Raw genomic sequence first — 16054 nt, forward strand, 5'->3', positions numbered from 1 at the left:
TCCCAAAACTCATCTCTGCCTCAGACCGGGTAGAGATTCTTATGCAACCGAATAAAGTAAGTCAACAGATATAGGCACCGTCGAACAGCTAAGGACATCTACCCCCGTGGCACCTCCTTCCGTACCCTCCGGCCCGACCGGTGACGCCCTCCGCCACCTGCGTGCGGACGGGGTCAGCCTGGTGCTCGACCTCTCCGGCGGCACCCTGCCCCGGGTCGCGCACTGGGGCGCCGACCTCGGCCCCCTCACCCCGGACGGCCTCGCCGACCTGCTGCTTGCCAGCCGGCCGCAGCCCATCGGCTTCTCCGTGGACGGCCCGGTGCCGGTCGCCGTGCTGCCCGAGCAGTCGGCCGGCTGGCTCGGCACCCCGGGACTGGTCGGCAACCGGGGCGGCGGGCACTTCTCCACCGCCTTCCAGGTGCGACACAGCGAACTCGACACGGCCATGGGCCGCTTCACCGCGCACGCCGAGGACCCGGTGGCCGAACTCGCGCTCGACCTCACCATCGAGCTGACCCCCGCAGGACTGGTCAGGCAGCGCGCCACCGTCACCAACCTGGGCGCCACCCCGTTCGCCGTCGACGCCGTGCACCTCACCCTGCCGGTGCCGCCGCACGCGGTGGACCTGCTCGACTTCACGGGCCACCACCTGCGCGAACGCTCTCCGGTGCGCACCCCGTTCACCCAGGGCCTGCGGACCCGGGAGAACCGCACCGGGCGCACCGGCTACGACGCGGCCTTCCTGCTGGCCGCCGGCACCGCGGGGTTCGGCAACCGCGTCGGCGAGGTGTGGGCCGTGCACACCGCCTGGTCCGGCAACCACCGCACCTTCGCCGAACGCACCTTCCACGCCGTCTCGTTGCTCGGCTCCGGCGAGTTGCTGCTCTCCGGCGAGGTCACGCTCGACCACGGCGACTCGTACACCACCCCCTGGCAGTACGGCGCGTACGGCACCGGGCTCGACGGCGTCTCGGACCGCTTCCACCGGCAGCTGCGGGCCCGCCCCGGCCACCCCAGCGGCCCACGTCCGGTGGTGGTCAACACCTGGGAGGCCGTCTACTTCGACCACGACCTGGACCGGCTGCGCCGGCTCGCCGACGCGGCGGCCAGGATCGGCGCCGAGCGCTTCGTGCTCGACGACGGCTGGTTCGGCTCCCGCCGCGACGACCGGCGCGGGCTCGGCGACTGGTACGTCTCGGAGGAGGCGTGGCCCGACGGTCTCGCGCCGCTGATCGACCATGTGACGGGGCTGGGCATGGAGTTCGGGATCTGGGTGGAGCCCGAGATGGTCAACGAGGACTCCGAGCTGGCCCGTGCCCACCCGGACTGGATCATGGCCACCGGCGACCGGCTCCCGGGGCTGGCCCGCAACCAGCAGGTGCTCGATCTCGGCAGGCCCGAGGCGTACGCCCACATCCTGGAGCGGCTCGACGTCCTGCTGACCGACCACCGTATCGGCTACCTCAAGTGGGACCACAACCGCGACCTGGTGGAGGCCGGCCACCAGCCGGGCGGCCGGGCCGGAGTACACGACCAGACGCTCGCCGTCTACCGGCTGATGGACGAGCTGCGGCGGCGCCACCCGGGCGTGGAGATCGAGTCCTGCTCCTCCGGCGGCGGCCGCGTCGACCTGGAGATCCTCCAGCGCACCGACCGGGTCTGGGTGTCGGACTGCATCGACGCCCTGGAGCGGCAGCGCATCCAGCGCTGGACCAACGCCCTGCTGCCGCTCGAACTCATGGGCACCCACGTGGGCTCGGGGCTCGCGCACACCACCGACCGCAGGCACCCGCTCGACTTCCGCGCCGGCACAGCGCTGTTCGGGCACTTCGGGGTGGAGTGGGACCTCAGCCGGGTGGAGCCGGCGGAACTCGACCGGCTCGCCGAGTGGGTGGCGCTGTACAAGGAGCTGCGCGGCCTGCTGCACACCGGGACGGCGGTGCACGCCGACCACCCGGACCCGGCCTATCAGGTGCATGGCGTGGTCGCCGAGGACGGCTCGGACGCGGTGTTCGCGATCGTGGCCATGGCCACCTCCGAGCTCTATCCGCCGGGCCCCGTGCGGTTGCCGGGCCTGCTGCCCGACGCGGTCTATCACGTGCGGCCGCTGCCGCCCGGCGACGTGCCGGACGGCAACGCGAGCCGCTGGGGCGTCCCCCTGCCCTGGTGGACGCCGGAGGGCGTCCGGCTCCCCGGACGCGCGCTGGCCGCCGCCGGCCTGCAGGCCCCCGTCCTGTTCCCGGAACGGCTGGTCCTGCTGCGCGCAACAGCGGCCTGAACCGGGCCCGGCCCGGCCGCGTGGCCGGGCCGGGCCCACCCTCACGCCTGGTCCCCGCCCGCCGGGTCGGCAGCGGTCACGGCGATGGGCCGGGCGTTCTCGAAGGACTGCCAGGACCCGGTCGTGTGGTCGTACGACCTGGCCAGGTCCTTCTCCTCGATCGCGCCCGGCAGTTCGGCGAGCGAGCGCCCGCGAACCTCCGGGTTGGGCGCCGCCGAGGCCAGCAGCTTGGTGTACGAGTGCTGCGGGTTGAGGATCACGTCGTCCGCCGGGCCACGCTCGACCACCCGCCCCCGGTACAGCACCAGGATGTCGTCCGAGAAGTGCCGCGCGGTGGCCAGGTCGTGGGTGATGTACAGCACCGCGAGATGGTCCTCGCGCTGGAGCCTGGCCAGCAGGTTGAGGACGCCGAGCCGGATGGAGACGTCCAGCATCGACACCGGCTCGTCGGCGATCACCACCTCGGCCCCTGGCGCCAGCGCGCGGGCGATCGCCACCCGCTGCCGCTGACCGCCGGAGAGCTCGTGCGGCCTGCGCGGCGCGAAGTCGCCGGCCGGCTTGAGGTTCACGCGCTCGAGCAGCTGCTCGACCTTGCGCCGGGTGTCCTGCCCGCCCTTCGCCTTGCCGTGCAGCCGCAGCGGCCGGGCGATGTGGTGCTCGATGCTGTGGAACGGGTTGAGCGAGGCGAACGGGTCCTGGAACACCATCTGGACGTGGTCCCGGTACTCCCGGTCGCTCACCCGGCGGCCGTCCTCCTTGGTGGCGACGATCTCGCCGCCCGTCGGACGCTCAAGGCGGGAGATCATCCGCGCGATGGTGGACTTGCCGGAGCCCGACTCCCCCACCAGGGCCACGGTGCGGCCCGGGGTGAGGGTGAACGAGACGTGGTCGACGGCGCGCAGCCGGGAGCTGCGCAGACCCGAGCGGATCCGGAAGTCCTTCACCAGGTCGCGGACCTCGAGCGTGGTCATCGCGCGGCCCCCTCGTTCACGTTGGTTGCTTCAGGGCCGGTGCGCACGAAGGCGCCGCGCTCCCCGGTCAGGCTCGGGAACGAGCCGAGCAGCTGCCGGGTGTACGGGTGGCTCGGCCGCTCGTAGATCTCGGTGGCCGGCGCGTACTCGACGATCTCACCGGCCTTCATCACGGCGATCCGGTCGCTGAGTTCGAGCAGCAGCGGCAGGTCGTGGGTGATGAAGACGACGGCGAAGCCCAGCTCGTCGCGGAGCCTGATGATCTCGCGCAGGATGCCGCGCTGGACGACCACGTCGAGCGCCGTGGTGGGCTCGTCCATGATCATGACCTGCGGGTCGAGCAGCATGGCCATCGCGATCATCACGCGCTGCCGCATGCCGCCGGAGAGCTCGTGCGGGAAGGAGTCGAGCCGGCGCGGGTCGACCCCGACCAGGCGCAGCACCTCCTCGCAGCGGGCCCGCCGTTCGGCCCTGCCCATCTCCGGCTTGTGGGTGGTGAGCACGTCCTCCAGCTGCTCCCGGATGGAGATCACCGGGTTGAGCGAGTTCATCGCGCCCTGGAAGACCATCGAGAGCTTGGACCAGCGGAAGGCGCGCAGTTCCTCATCGCCGAGGTTGAGCAGGTCGATGTCCGCGCCGCCGCGGTCGTGGAAGGTGACCGTGCCGGAGGAGACCTCGGCCGGCGGACGGTGCAGCCGGTTGATGGCGTAGGCCAGGGTCGTCTTGCCGCAGCCCGACTCGCCGGCCAGGCCCAGGATCTCGCCGCGGGCCAGGGTGATGGACACGTCCTTGACGGCGTGCACGGGCTTCTCGGTCCGATAGACGACGTTGAGCCCCTCGACGGTGAGCACCAGCTCCCGGCCGGCCTCGGCCGGCTCCGGCGCCACGGCGGTGGCCGCGGCCTTCGCCTCGGCGGCGACGCCACCGGTCTTGGCCCTGGCGATCTTGGCGTCGGTGCGCAGCTTGGGGTTGATGATCTCGTCGATGCTGAAGTTGATCAGCGAGAGGCCGCAGCCGAAGAGCGCGATCAGCAGGCCGGGCGGGACGAACCACCACCACGCCTCCAGCTGGAGTGCCCAGCCGTTCTGCGCGTAGTAGAGCATCGTGCCCAGGGTGTGCTGGCCGTTGGCACCCAGGCCGAGGAAGGAGAGGCTGGTCTCGGAGAGGATCGCCGCGATGATCGCGAAGACGAACTGTGAGGCGAGCAGCGGCAGCAGGTTCGGCAGGATCTCCACCGTGACGACGCGCCAGCGCTTCTCGCCTGCCACCCGCGCGGCCGCCACGTAGTCGCGGTTGCGCAGCGAGAGGGTCTGGGCGTGCAGCACGCGGGCCGCGGCGGCCCAGCCGGTGATGGCGAGGACCAGAATGACGGTCGAGAGGCCGCGGTCCTCCGGAGGCACGAAGCCGGCGATGACGATCACCAGCGGCAGGCCCGGGATCACCAGCATGACGTTGGAGAAGAGCGAGAACGCCTCGTCGAGGAAGCCACCGGCGTAGGCGCCGATGATGCCGAAGACGGCCGAGAGCAGCGTGGCGAGCACGCCGACCAGCAGGCCGATCTGGAGCGATCCCCGGGTGGAGTGCGCCAGTTGGGCGAACACGTCCTGGCCGGTCTGGGTGGTGCCGAGCCAGTACTCGCCGCTCGGCTCGGTCATGCCGATGCTGCTGATGGCGGTCGGGCTGCCCACGAACATGGGCCCGAAGATGCCGAACAGGGCGATGCCGAGCACGAGGAAGAGCCCGATGCCGAGCCGCGCGGACCAGGTCGGCAGCAGGGCGCGCAGGCCGCCGCGGCGCCTGACGGGCTTGGCGGTGGCCGCGTCCGGGGTGGTCCCGGGGAGCGGAGTGGGTTGGGTCATTGGTGCCTGCTCCTTCCGCTCAGTTCCTGACCCGGGTACGGGGGTCGATGAAGCCGTAGAGCAGGTCCACGATCAGGTTGGCGCCGAGCACGGCGATCGTGATGACCAGGAAGATGCCCTGCATCAGGGCGTAGTCGCTGTTCTCCACGGACTGCATCAGCTTCATGCCGATGCCGGGGTAGGAGAAGACCTGTTCCGTGATGATGGAGCCGGAGACGACGAAGCCCAGCGAGATCGCGAAGCCGGCGAGCGAGGGCAGCATGGCGTTCCTGGCGGCGTAGCGGGTCATGATGCGGCGGTCGCGCAGGCCCTTGGCCTGGGCGGTGAGGATGTAGTCCTCGGATCCCGTCGAGACCATCATGTTGCGCATGCCGAGCAGCCAACCGCCGACCGAGGAGACGATGATCGTCAGGGCCGGCAGGAAGCCGTGCTCGACGGTGGAGCTGATGAAGTCCCAGTTCCAACCGGGCGACAGCGACACGTCGTAGCCGCCGTTGAGCGGGAACCAGCCGAGCGTGGTGGAGAAGAGCAGCACGAAGATCAGTGCCAGCCAGAAGTAGGGCACGGCCGCCAGCACGGTGGTCGCCGGGATCAGGCTGTCCAACCAGGAGCCGCGCCGCCAGCCGACCAACGCCCCCAGGCCCACTCCGATGACGAACGACAGCACGGTGGCGATGCCCACCAGCATGATCGTCCACGTCATCGACTGCGAGAGGACCTGGGAGACGGAGGCCGGGTACACGCTTACGGAGACCCCGAGATCACCGCGGACGAGGTTGCCCAGGTAGGAGAAGTACTGGTCCCACAGGGGCTCACCTGAGTTGGTGCCGAGCATCAGCTCGTAGGCCCGACGGGTTTCGGGGCTAACCGAGCCGCCACGCTGCTGGAACTTGGCCAGCAGCGTGTCGACCGGGTTGCCCGGCATCATTCGTGGAATGAAGAAGTTGAGGGTCAGCGCCGCCCACAGGGCGGCCACGTAGAACCCCAGCTTCCGGGCGTAGTACCTCATGGAATTACTCGTCACTCACCGTTGGGCTCGAGGTTCCGGAAGATCTCGGCCTGGTCGGGCTTCTGCCAGATCGCCGGGAAGGCGTAGAGGTCGACCTCGGTCGGCCAGCCGCTGAACTTGTCGGAGTTGTACTCGCTGACGGTGGCGTTGGCGAGGACCGGGATGTAGGGCATGTCCTGCTCGAGCTGCGCCTGGATCTCGTCGTACAGCGGCTGGCGGGCCTCCAGGTCGGTGGGGTCGATCTGGCCGAGCTGCGCGACGGCCTCGTCCACGGCGGGGTTGGAGTAGCGCGCGTAGTTCGGGTTGGCGGGGCTGCCGACCTCGGCGGTGTTGCCGGTGGTGAAGTAGTGGTTGTAGTTCCAGTAGGGGTCGGCCGTGGCGCCCGGGGAGAAGCTGTCGATCATCAGCTGGTAGGTGCCGTTGACCCGCGAGTCGCTCATCTCCTGGAAGGCGACCTGGTTGACGTTCAGCTGGATGCCGACGCCGGACAGCTGCTCGGCCATGGTGTTCAGCGTGGTGACGTAGTCGTTCCAGCCGGTGACCACGGTCACGGACAGCTCGAGCTTCTCGCCGTCCTTCTCGTAGATGCCGTCGCCGCCACGGCTCCAGCCGGCGCCCTCGAGGATCTGCTCGACCTGGTTGGTGTCCGCGGTCGCCGGCGCTGTACGGTCGGTGAGCTCCGCGGAGACGTAGGCCGCGTCACGGTCGGGGAGCGCGAATCCGGGGGAGATCTCGCCGGCCAGGCCCTGGAAGGCCAACTCGTTGATCTGGGTGCGGTCCATGGCGTAGTAGATCGCGCGGCGCACGGCCGGGTCGGTCTGCGGGCCCTCGCAGCCGAGGTCGACGTTCGAGCAGGTGCTGAGCACGACGGGGAAGACATTGACCGTCAGTGCCTTGTAACCGTCGTAGTTCGACTCGATGTTGGCGATGTCCGGAACCGGGCCGGTGTTGAAGTCGATCTCGCCGGCGGCCAGCGAGTCGGCGGCGGCCTGGTTTCCGGAGAGCGACCGGTACTGGACGTTCTGCAGCGACGGCTCGCCGTCCCAGTAGTCCGGGTTGGCGGTGAGCGTGAACGCCTGCGGCCTGAACTCGCCCAGCGTGAAGGGGCCGGTTCCGACCGGCTCGGTCATCTGGTCGGTGGCCGGGTCCGCTATCGAACTCCAGATGTGCTCGGGGACGATCCACGCCCTGCCCAGGATCTGCTGGGCGTCCATGAAGGACGGCTCCTCGAAGGTGACCCGCACCTGGGTCGGGGAGACGACCTCGGTCTCACCGGCGAAGCCGACGGTGTTGATCGCCTCGTTGCCGGCGATCATGTCGAACGTGAACTTCACATCGTCGGCCGTGAAGTCCTCGCCGTCCGACCAGGTGACGCCCTCGCGGAGGTTGATGGTCAGCTCGGTGCCGTCCTCGTTCCACTGGAACTCGGTGCCGAGCCGCGGGGCCGGGTCGTCCGCGCGGGCGATGTTGAAGAAGAAGAGCGGCTCGAAGATCGTCCCCGCGCCCTCGATGTTGCCCGACGCCGCGTAGGGGTTGAAGTTCGCCACGTAGTCGCCGGACTGACCGTTGTAGACGACCAGGGTGTCGGCGGGACCAGACCCGCCGCCGTTGTCACTCGAGCCACCGCAACCGGCGGCCAGCAACCCGACCGAAACGGCACCGATGACCGCGGTACGCGCGCGCCGCCATCTCACGTGCAGGGACATTCTTGTTCCTCTCATGGCCTGCCCCATCGTTGGGGCATGGGCGGGGTCACCCGGGGGTATGTGATTGTTAAGCCGCCGAATTAACAAAGTCAACCCTCCAAAGACACGAACAGACAACGACCCGTGCACAACCGCGGTCGCAATCCGTCACCAAAGAAGCACTTACTGCCACTCTGGACATCACGCCAGCTTTTCGTGCGAAGCCCCTGGCGCAGCGCTTCGTCAAGCAAATAAACTAAGCAACGCGCAGCGTTACCCCCACAACGCATAGTGAAGTCGCGCACTCCCGTGAACGATGCGGAGGATCCAGTGAGCGGACCGGCGGGAGCCACTCCCCACGCCAGCAGCCGAGCGGCCGTCCTCGACGTTATCCGCGCGGCCGGCACCATCAGCAGAGTCGGTCTCGTCAAGGCCACCGGCTTCACCGGCGCGACGATCTCCACCGTGGTCAGACGCCTGATCGACGACGGCCTCGTCCTGGAGACCGGCCGCGCCGAGTCGACCGGCGGCAAGCGTCGGGTGCTGTTGCAGCTCAACCAGTCCTCCCGGTTCGCCGTCGGGGTGCACCTGGACCACGCGGGGATCACCTACGTGCTCACCAACCTCGGTGGCTCCGTGGTCGCCCGGATGTCCCGCGCCGGCGTCGGAACCGACGATCCACCGGCCGTAGTGGCCCGGATGGCGACGGAGGTCGACGCCCTGATCGAGGGAGCCGGCATCGACCGCAGCAGGATACTTGGCCTCGGTCTCGTCGCACCCGGCCCCATGAATCAGACAAGTAGCATGCGCCTCGTGCCCCCCGCGATGCGACACTGGGAGCATTTTCGGCTCGACCGCGAGCTGTTGGCGGCCACCCGGCTGCCCGTCGTGCTGGACAACGACGCGACGGCCGCCGCGCTCGGCGAACACTGGTCGGGGGACGTGGGCGGCACCGCCACCTTCGCCGCGATCTACATGGGCACCGGCATCGGCGCCGGCCTGATGGTCAACGGCATCACCTTCCGCGGCGCCTCGGGGAACGCGGGCGAGATCGGGCACATCTGCGTCGACGCGAACGGCCCGGAGTGCTGGTGCGGCGCGCGCGGGTGTACCGAGGCGCTGGCCGGCCCGGGCGCCGTGGTCGCCGCGGCGCGCGCCGACGCGGAGTTGGCCGCCGAGGCCGGGCTCGCCGCCGATGCCGAGGAGGAGCGCCCGCGCCGGCTCGCCGACTTCGCGGCCATCACCCGGGCGGCGCTGCGCGGCAACGCCACGGCCAGGGAGCTGCTGGAACGCTCGGCGGGCCACCTGGCCATCGCCGCCCGCACCCTGGCCAACATCATGGACCTGGAGCAGATGGTGCTCACCGGCCCGAGCCTGGCCATCGCCGGCTCGATCTACCTGCCGGTGGTGCAGCGCGAGTTGGACCGGGCGTTCTTCTCCAGGGCCACCCACCCGGTGACGGTCAGGCTGTCGCGCTCGGCCGCCACCGCGCCGGCGATCGGTGCGGCCGCGCTGGTGCTCCAGGCCGAGCTGGTGCCGCTGCGCGAGGGGCTCCGGCTGCCGGACAACCTGGCCGACGCCGAGCCGGGCGGTCTGCGGGCCGTGCGCTGACCGCCGTCAGGGCAGCCGTTCGACCGTGGCGCCCGCCAGCGTCGTGTAGAGCGGCTCCTCGGTGAAGTCGGGGCCCGCCTCCTCCCCCAGGTAGAGATCCAGGTGGCGCTCGCCGCCGAGCCCGGGCGTGAACTCGTCGCGGATCTCCCAGGTCGGGGCCGTCAGCCGGGCGCAGACCTCGGGTTCGATCGGCGAACCGTCCTCCGCGGTGCCGCAGTCCACGACGCGCACCTCCCGCCCACGCGGCAGCACCTCGGCGTCGGCCGCCGCGGAGACGAACGGCAGCAGGGGCTCGCCGTGGCTGTCCCGCGGCGCCTCGTCCAGCCAGTAGCCGGTGCCGTGCGACCAGTTGAGGTAGCGGCCGGCGTGCGGCCCGCTGGTGATCCGGCCCGTGCCCTCGTCCCGCACCGCCGCCACGAAGTCCGCCGGGTAGCTGCCGAGTGGCTCGTCGCCCCGTTCGCAGTCGAGACGCGGGCAACCGGTCACCGGCGTCGACTCCCCGTCGTGGTACGACTCGACGGCCGTGTAGTACACCGTGACGAGCCAGCCGCCTTCCCCCCGGTGCTCGCCGTCGTCCGCGCCTCCGCACGACAGCAGCAGCGCCGCCCCGGCCGCCGCGGCCAGCAATGCGACGGCGGTCCTTCTCATCCCTCGCACTGTGCGCTCCCTACAACCCGCGCCCCGTCACGGACCCCTCACCCCTGTGACGCACCCGACGCCCTCCCGGGTCCCCCGGCCCGCCAAGTCCCGGTGAGCACACTACGCAGCGTAGGAATACTGTAAGGAACTGCTCCGGATTCGTCCCACGCAAGGGTTAATTTCCCCCACCCGGCACATGACCTCGCCGCCTCGGGGGGACACCCTCGGTCGTCCAGCCCGATGACTGCCGCGAATGAAAGCGCGCACACGATGGGAGCCCCGGAGTGGATACCTCCGACACCGTATGGTCTTGTCCGTTCGACTTCGCTGACGGGCTCGAGTTCGATCCGTTGCTGAGGCAACTGATGACCGAGGCGCCCATCGCCCGGATCAAGATGTCCTACGGCGAGGGCGAGGCGTGGCTGGTAACGCGCTATGAGGATGTGCGTACCGTCACCACCGACCGCAGGTTCAGCCGGGCCGCCGTCGCCGGCCGGGACTTCCCGCGGATGACGCCCGAGCCGATCGTGCAGTCCGAGTCGATCAACCTGCTCGACCCGCCCGCCAGCAACCGGCTGCGCAAGCTGGTGGCCCAGGCCTTCACCGCGCCGAAGGTCGACGCGATGCGGCCCAAGACGCAGGCCATCGTCGACCGGCTGCTCGACGACATGGAGGAACACGGCCCGCCGGCCGACCTGGTCAAGCACGTGTCGATGGAACTGCCGCTGACCACCATCTGCGAGGTCCTCGACATCCCGGAGGCCGACCGCCCGGAACTGCGCCGGCGGGCCGTGGCCATGATGAACGTCACGGAGGCCAACAAGGAGAACGCCATCCAGGCCAAGGCCGAACTGCGGGCCTACTTCGCCGAGTTGACCCAGGCCAGGCGAGCGGAGCCGGGCGACGACCTGATCAGCTCGCTGGCCACGGCGCGGGACGGCGACGACATCCTCGGCCCCGACGAGCTGAAGGTCATGGCCATGGTCCTGCTGATGACCGGCCACGACACCAGCACCTACCAGCTCAGCAACATCACCTACACCCTGCTGCGCCACCCGGAGCAGCTGGCCAAGCTGCGGGCCCGGCCGGAGAAGCTGCCGCAGGCACTCGAGGAGCTGCTGCGGTTCATCCCGTTCCGCAAGGGCGTCGGCATCCCGCGCATCGCCACCGAGGACGTGGAGATCGGCGGCGTGCTGATCAAGGCCAACGACACGGTGCACGTGTCGTACCTGGCCGCCAACCGCGACCCGGCCCGCTTCCAGTGCCCGGACGAGCTCGACCTCGACCGGTCGCCGGCGCCGCACATGACCTTCGGCTGGGGAGCCCACCACTGCATCGGCGCCCCGCTCGCGCTGATGGAGCTCGAGCTCGCCATCGGCACGATGCTGCGCCGCTACCCGCGGCTGGCGCTCGCCGTCCCGGCCGAGGAGGTGCGTTGGAACAACGAGTCCATCTGGCGCTACCCGTACGAGCTTCCGGTCACTTGGTGACCGGATCGACACCGCACCAACCAAGCGACCCCGCGGCCCGCGCCTCCGGCGCGGCCGCGGCTCGGGGAGGGGATCATGGCCACTCTGTGCAGACCGTCCATCGCAGTTCCTGAACACGTGCTCACCCAGGAGCAGACACTCGACCTCGCGCGCACCCTGCATCCCGACCATCCACAGCTGCCCCTGGTGTTGCGGCTCATCGAGAACACCGGAGTGCGCAAGCGGCACATCGTGCAGCCGATCGAGGAGACGCTCCACCATCCCGGCTTCGAGCAGCGCAACAAGGTCTACGAGGCGGAGGCCAAGCGGCGGGTGCCGCAGGTGGTCTACCAGGCGCTGGACAACGCCGGCGTCGGCGTCCGGGACATCGACCTGATCGTCTACGTCTCCTGCACCGGGTTCATGATGCCCTCGTTGACGGCCTGGCTGATCAACGCGCTGGACTTCAAGTCCGACACCAGGCAGCTGCCCATCGCCCAGCTCGGCTGCGCCGCCGGCGGCGCCGCGATCAACCGGGCGCACGACTTCTGCCTGGCCTACCCGAACGCCAACGTCCTCATCGTGGCCTGCGAGTTCTGCTCGCTCTGTTACCAGCCCGTGGACGTGGGCGTCGGTTCCCTGCTCTCCAACGGCCTGTTCGGCGACGCGGTGGCGGCGGCCGTGGTACGCGGCCGCGGCGGCACCGGGGTGCGTCTGGAGCGCAACGGCTCGCACCTGGTCCCGGACACCGAGGACTGGATCAGCTACGCGGTCCGCGCCACCGGGTTCCACTTCCTGCTCGACAAGCGGGTGCCCAAGACGATGCAGATGCTGGCGCCGGCGCTGAGCGACCTGGCCACGCAGCACAACTGGGGGGAGGTCTCCGGCTTCGACTTCCACATCGTGCACGCCGGCGGGCCGCGGATCCTGGACGACCTCTGCCACTACCTGGGCGTCGACCGGGAGATGTACCGCTACAGCCGGGCCACGCTCACCGAGCGCGGCAACATCGCGAGCTGCGTGGTCTTCGACGCGCTGGAGCGGCTGTTCGCGGACGGCGGCGCGACGGAGTCGGCCCGTGGCGTGATCGCCGGCTTCGGGCCCGGCATCACGGCCGAGATCGCGCTGGGGAGGTGGACCACGGCCCGGCGGACCGTCGGCGGCCAGGGCCGTCGGGCCGAGGCGGGCGTCGCCTGACGACGCCCGCCTGGTGAGCGGGGTGCCGTCCGGGCCACCGGGCGGCACCCCGCGGCGCTCAGCGGCCGGCCGGTGCGCGGGCGAAGAACTCCTCGACCACCTCGGTGTGGGTGGGGAAGGCGAGTGGCGTCGGCTCGTGGATGACCAGCCACTCGGTGGCCTCCGGGGTGGCGACCGGGGCGGGCAGCGCGCCCGACTCCCGGGGCGGTAGCAGCGCGAAGAGGTTGAGCGTGCGCTCGGCGCCGCGCACGCCGAACAGGCTGACGTCCTCGGCCGCCGCGACCAGCCCGGTCTCCTCCCGCAACTCGCGGACGGCGGCCTGCTGCCAGCTCTCGCCGATCTCCATGTAGCCGCCGGGAAGGGCGAGTTCGCCGCGGCACGGCTCGATGTCCCGCCGCACCACCACCAGGCCGACCCGCTCGGCGTCGCGCACCGGCAGCAGCGTCACGGCCACCGGCACCGGGTTGGCCCAGTTGGTCTCCCCACAGCCGGGACAGTCCCGCGGCCACCCGGCGTCGGCCAGGTAGGGGCCGCCGCAGTAGGGGCAGTGGGTGATGCTTCGGCCGTAGGTGTAGGCCACGGTCGACCCGCCTTTCTCGTGCCTGCGGTGGATCTTAGGTCCTCCGCTATCGCCAAGTCGATGAAATGACCGCTGCTTCGGCCGCCGCGGGACGCGGCGCGGTCAGCAGGATCCGGAGATCCTGGGCGGCCGACCGGCCCGCCCGGTTGGCGCCGATGGTGCTGGCCGAGGGACCGTAGCCGACGAGGTGGACGCGGGGATCGCGGTCCACCCGGGTGCCGTGCACCCGGATCCCGCCCCCGGGCTCGCGCAGCCGCAGCGGGGCCAGGTGGTCGATGGCGGCGCGGAACCCGGTGGCCCACAGCACGGTGTCGGCCGGCACCGTGTGACCGTCCGGCCAGACCGCGCCGTCGGGGGTCAGCGCCGCGAACATGGGGTGCCGCACCAGCACGCCGTCCTCCCTGGCGCGCCGCATCGCCTCGGTCATCGGCAGCCCGGTGACGGAGACCACGCTCCGCGGCGGCAGGCCGCGCCGCACCCGCTCCTCGACCATGGCCACCGCCGCCCGGCCCTCCACCTCGCCGAAGCCGTCGGTGCGGAAGACCGGTGGGCGCCTGGTCACCCAGGTCGTGGCGGCCGCCACCTCGGCGATCTCCAGCAGGTGCTGCACCGCCGACGTGCCGCCGCCCACCACGATCACCCGCTCACCAGCGAACGCGGCCGGTCCCTGGTACTGGACGGTGTGCAGCTGCCGCCCCCGGAAGAGCTCCTGTCCCCGCACCCGGGGCCAGAACGGCCGGTCCCAGGTGCCGGTGGCGTTCACCAGGGCCCGGGCCCGCCACTCCCCCGCCGAGGTGTCCACCAGCAGTCCGCCGTCCCCGTCGCCGGCGTCCCGCACCGCGCGGACGTGCACAGGGCGCAGCACCGGCAGGTCGAAGGCTCGCTCGTACTCCTCGAAGTAGTCGCCGATCACCTCCGCCGACGGGCGGTCCGGGTCGGCGTCGGCCAGCTCCATCCCGGGCAGCGCGTGCATGCCGTGCACCCGGCCGTAGGTCAGCGTCGGCCAGCGGAACTGCCAGGCGCCCCCGGGGCGCGGCGCGTGGTCCAGGACGACGAAGCCGCTGCCCGGCTCGAAGCCGAGGCGGCGCAGGTGATAGGCGGTGGAGAGGCCGGCCTGACCGGCCCCGACGACCACGACGTCCACGGAGTTCATGCCACCTTCAACCGTCGGCGGGCGCGGAGGCTTCCCAGCGGGTTGACTGGGGGCGTGGACTGCGTCTTCTGCTCGATCGTGGCCGGCGAGACGGCCGCCCAGGTGGTGCTCGACGACGACACGGTGGTCGCCTTCCTCGACGCCAGACCGCTCTTCCCCGGTCACACCCTGGTGGTGCCGCGCCGGCACGCGGCCACCCTCACCGACCTCTCCGAGGCCGAGCTCGGCCCCTTCTTCGCCCGGGTGCGGCGGGTCTCGGCCGCGGTGGAGCGGGCCATGGCGGCCGAGGGCTTCTTCGTCGCGGCCAACAACCGGATCAGCCAGTCGGTCCCGCACTTCCACGTCCACGTGGTGCCACGCCGCCGCCGGGACGGCCTCCGCGGCTTCTTCTGGCCCCGTCACCGGTACGCGGACCCCGCGGAGGCCGACCGGGTCGCCGCGCTGGTCAGGGCCGAGCTGGAGGGCTGAGGGGCCGGCTCAGCCGGGGCGGTGGGGGGTCAGGACCTGGCCCAGGTCGTAGGTGACGGGTTCGACCAGCTGGTCGTAGCCGCAGGAGGCCGGATCGCGGTCGGGCCGCCAGCGGCGGAACCGCGCGGTGTGGCGGAAGCGGTCGCCCTGCATGTGGTCGTAGGCCACCTCGCACACCCGCTCGGGGCGCAGCGGCACCCAGGACAGGTCCTTGCCGCCCGACCACCGGCTCGGCGCGCCCGGCATCCGGCGGCCGGCGTGCGCCTCGGCGCGCGCCCACTCGGCCCACGGGTGGCCCTCGGCCGACTCCAGGACCAGCGGCGCGAGCTCGTCCATCAGCTCCTGGCGGCGCTTCATGGGGAAGGAGGCGCTGACCCCGACGTGCTGGAGCCGGCCGTCCGCGTCGTGCAGGCCGAGCAGCAGCGAGCCGACGACGGGGCCGCTCTTGTGGTAGCGCAGCCCGGCCACCACGCAGTCCGCGGTCCGCTCGTGCTTGACCTTGACCATGGCCCGCTCGTCGGGGCGGTACGCCAGGTCGAGCGGTTTGGCGACGATGCCGTCCAGGCCCGCGCCCTCGTACTCCTCGTACCACCGCTCGGCCGTGGCGAGGTCCCGCGTCGCCGGGGTGACGAAGACCGGCTGGTGGGTGTCGCGCAGGGCGTCGAGCAGGGCGGCGCGGCGTTCGGTGAGCGGCGTGTCGAGCAGCGAGTCGTCGCCCTGGGCCAGCAGGTCGAAGGCGACGAAGCTGGCGGGGGTGCGCTCGGCGAGCATCCGGACCCGCGAGTCGGCCGGGTGGATCCGTTCGAGCAGCGCGTCGAAGTCCAGTCGGGGTCCGCGCACGATGACGATCTCGCCGTCGACGACGCAGCGCGCGGGCAGCGTGGCCCGCAGCCCCTCGACCAACTCCGGGAAGTAGCGGGTGAGCGGCTTGGTGGTGCGGCTGCCGATCTCCACCTCGTCGCCGTCCCGGAAGACGATGGCCCGGAAGCCGTCCCACTTGGCCTCGTAGTGCATGCCGGGCGGGATCCGCGCCACGCTCCTGGCCAGCATCGGCTTGACGGGAGGCATCACCGGAAGGTCCATGATCGGATTCTGCGGGCGGTCCAGGGCGGGTGCCCGCCGACAGGCGCATCCG

General features: G+C 71.1%; 13 protein-coding genes and 1 pseudogene. 5 read left to right on the forward strand and 9 right to left on the reverse strand.

The genetic code is table 11. The annotated features are described in order from the left end of the window. The first annotated feature begins 106 nt into the window (after positions 1 to 106). Entirely contained in the window at positions 107 to 2278 is a 2172-nt protein-coding gene (locus tag ACFWI8_RS05745; protein WP_387086193.1) for an alpha-galactosidase, read from the forward strand. Between the two features lie 41 nt (positions 2279 to 2319). On the opposite strand, the gene ACFWI8_RS05750 is transcribed toward ACFWI8_RS05745, so the two are convergent. The 5 genes and pseudogenes from ACFWI8_RS05750 to ACFWI8_RS05770 all read right to left on the reverse strand — a co-directional run bounded on the left by ACFWI8_RS05750 (position 2320) and on the right by ACFWI8_RS05770 (position 7823). Further along, entirely contained in the window at positions 2320 to 3249 is a 930-nt protein-coding gene (locus ACFWI8_RS05750) for an ABC transporter ATP-binding protein (RefSeq protein ID WP_387086196.1), read from the reverse strand. Continuing rightward, on the reverse strand, positions 3246 to 4136 hold the full coding sequence (locus ACFWI8_RS05755; protein ID WP_311595613.1) for an ABC transporter ATP-binding protein: 891 nt from the start codon (positions 4134 to 4136) through the stop codon (positions 3246 to 3248). The genes ACFWI8_RS05750 and ACFWI8_RS05755 overlap by 4 nt, the downstream gene beginning before the upstream one ends. 81 nt (positions 4137 to 4217) lie before the next feature. Continuing rightward, positions 4218 to 5108: pseudogene (locus ACFWI8_RS05760) on the reverse strand (ABC transporter permease); the annotation flags it as partial. Positions 5109 to 5127: 19 nt separating this feature from the next. Next, positions 5128 to 6117: an ABC transporter permease gene (locus ACFWI8_RS05765; protein ID WP_387086199.1), complete on the reverse strand. Its 990-nt coding sequence runs from the start codon at positions 6115 to 6117 to the stop codon at positions 5128 to 5130. A gap of 11 nt (positions 6118 to 6128) precedes the next feature. After that, a complete protein-coding gene (locus tag ACFWI8_RS05770) occupies positions 6129 to 7823 on the reverse strand; it encodes an ABC transporter substrate-binding protein (protein ID WP_387086201.1) in 1695 nt (564 codons plus the stop codon). Between the two features lie 309 nt (positions 7824 to 8132). On the opposite strand from ACFWI8_RS05770, the gene ACFWI8_RS05775 reads away from it, so the two are divergent. Beyond that, positions 8133 to 9413 (forward strand): ROK family transcriptional regulator, encoded by a 1281-nt coding sequence (locus tag ACFWI8_RS05775; RefSeq protein WP_311595554.1) that lies wholly within the window; start codon positions 8133 to 8135, stop codon positions 9411 to 9413. A gap of 6 nt (positions 9414 to 9419) precedes the next feature. On the opposite strand, the gene ACFWI8_RS05780 is transcribed toward ACFWI8_RS05775, so the two are convergent. Beyond that, entirely contained in the window at positions 9420 to 10061 is a 642-nt protein-coding gene (locus ACFWI8_RS05780) for a hypothetical protein (protein ID WP_387086204.1), read from the reverse strand. A gap of 275 nt (positions 10062 to 10336) precedes the next feature. Here ACFWI8_RS05780 and ACFWI8_RS05785 point away from each other — a divergent pair, with 275 nt between their 5' ends. Together ACFWI8_RS05785 and ACFWI8_RS05790 are read left to right on the forward strand one after the other, a co-directional pair. Then, a complete protein-coding gene (locus ACFWI8_RS05785; protein ID WP_387086207.1) occupies positions 10337 to 11542 on the forward strand; it encodes a cytochrome P450 in 1206 nt (401 codons plus the stop codon). A gap of 75 nt (positions 11543 to 11617) precedes the next feature. Next, entirely contained in the window at positions 11618 to 12718 is a 1101-nt protein-coding gene (locus ACFWI8_RS05790) for a type III polyketide synthase (protein ID WP_387086210.1), read from the forward strand. Between the two features lie 58 nt (positions 12719 to 12776). On the opposite strand, the gene ACFWI8_RS05795 is transcribed toward ACFWI8_RS05790, so the two are convergent. Both ACFWI8_RS05795 and ACFWI8_RS05800 read right to left on the reverse strand, forming a co-directional pair. Then, positions 12777 to 13298, reverse strand: coding sequence for an NUDIX domain-containing protein (locus tag ACFWI8_RS05795; RefSeq protein ID WP_387086213.1), 522 nt, complete (start codon positions 13296 to 13298; stop codon positions 12777 to 12779). A 46-nt stretch (positions 13299 to 13344) separates the two neighbouring features. Further along, entirely contained in the window at positions 13345 to 14451 is a 1107-nt protein-coding gene (locus ACFWI8_RS05800) for an NAD(P)-binding domain-containing protein (RefSeq protein ID WP_387086216.1), read from the reverse strand. A gap of 54 nt (positions 14452 to 14505) precedes the next feature. Here ACFWI8_RS05800 and ACFWI8_RS05805 point away from each other — a divergent pair, with 54 nt between their 5' ends. Further along, the gene (locus ACFWI8_RS05805) at positions 14506 to 14919 is read left to right on the forward strand and encodes an HIT family protein (protein WP_387086219.1); all 414 of its coding nucleotides are present in this window, start codon (positions 14506 to 14508) and stop codon (positions 14917 to 14919) included. 9 nt (positions 14920 to 14928) lie between these two features. Here the strand turns inward: ACFWI8_RS05805 and ACFWI8_RS05810 are convergent, their stop codons facing one another. Continuing rightward, on the reverse strand, positions 14929 to 16002 hold the full coding sequence (locus tag ACFWI8_RS05810; protein ID WP_387086222.1) for an ATP-dependent DNA ligase: 1074 nt from the start codon (positions 16000 to 16002) through the stop codon (positions 14929 to 14931). Positions 16003 to 16054 lie beyond the last annotated feature (52 nt).

The sequence above is a fragment of the Streptomyces sp. NPDC127098 genome, assembly GCF_042722465.1.
Lineage (GTDB): Bacteria > Actinomycetota > Actinomycetes > Streptomycetales > Streptomycetaceae > Streptomyces > Streptomyces millisiae.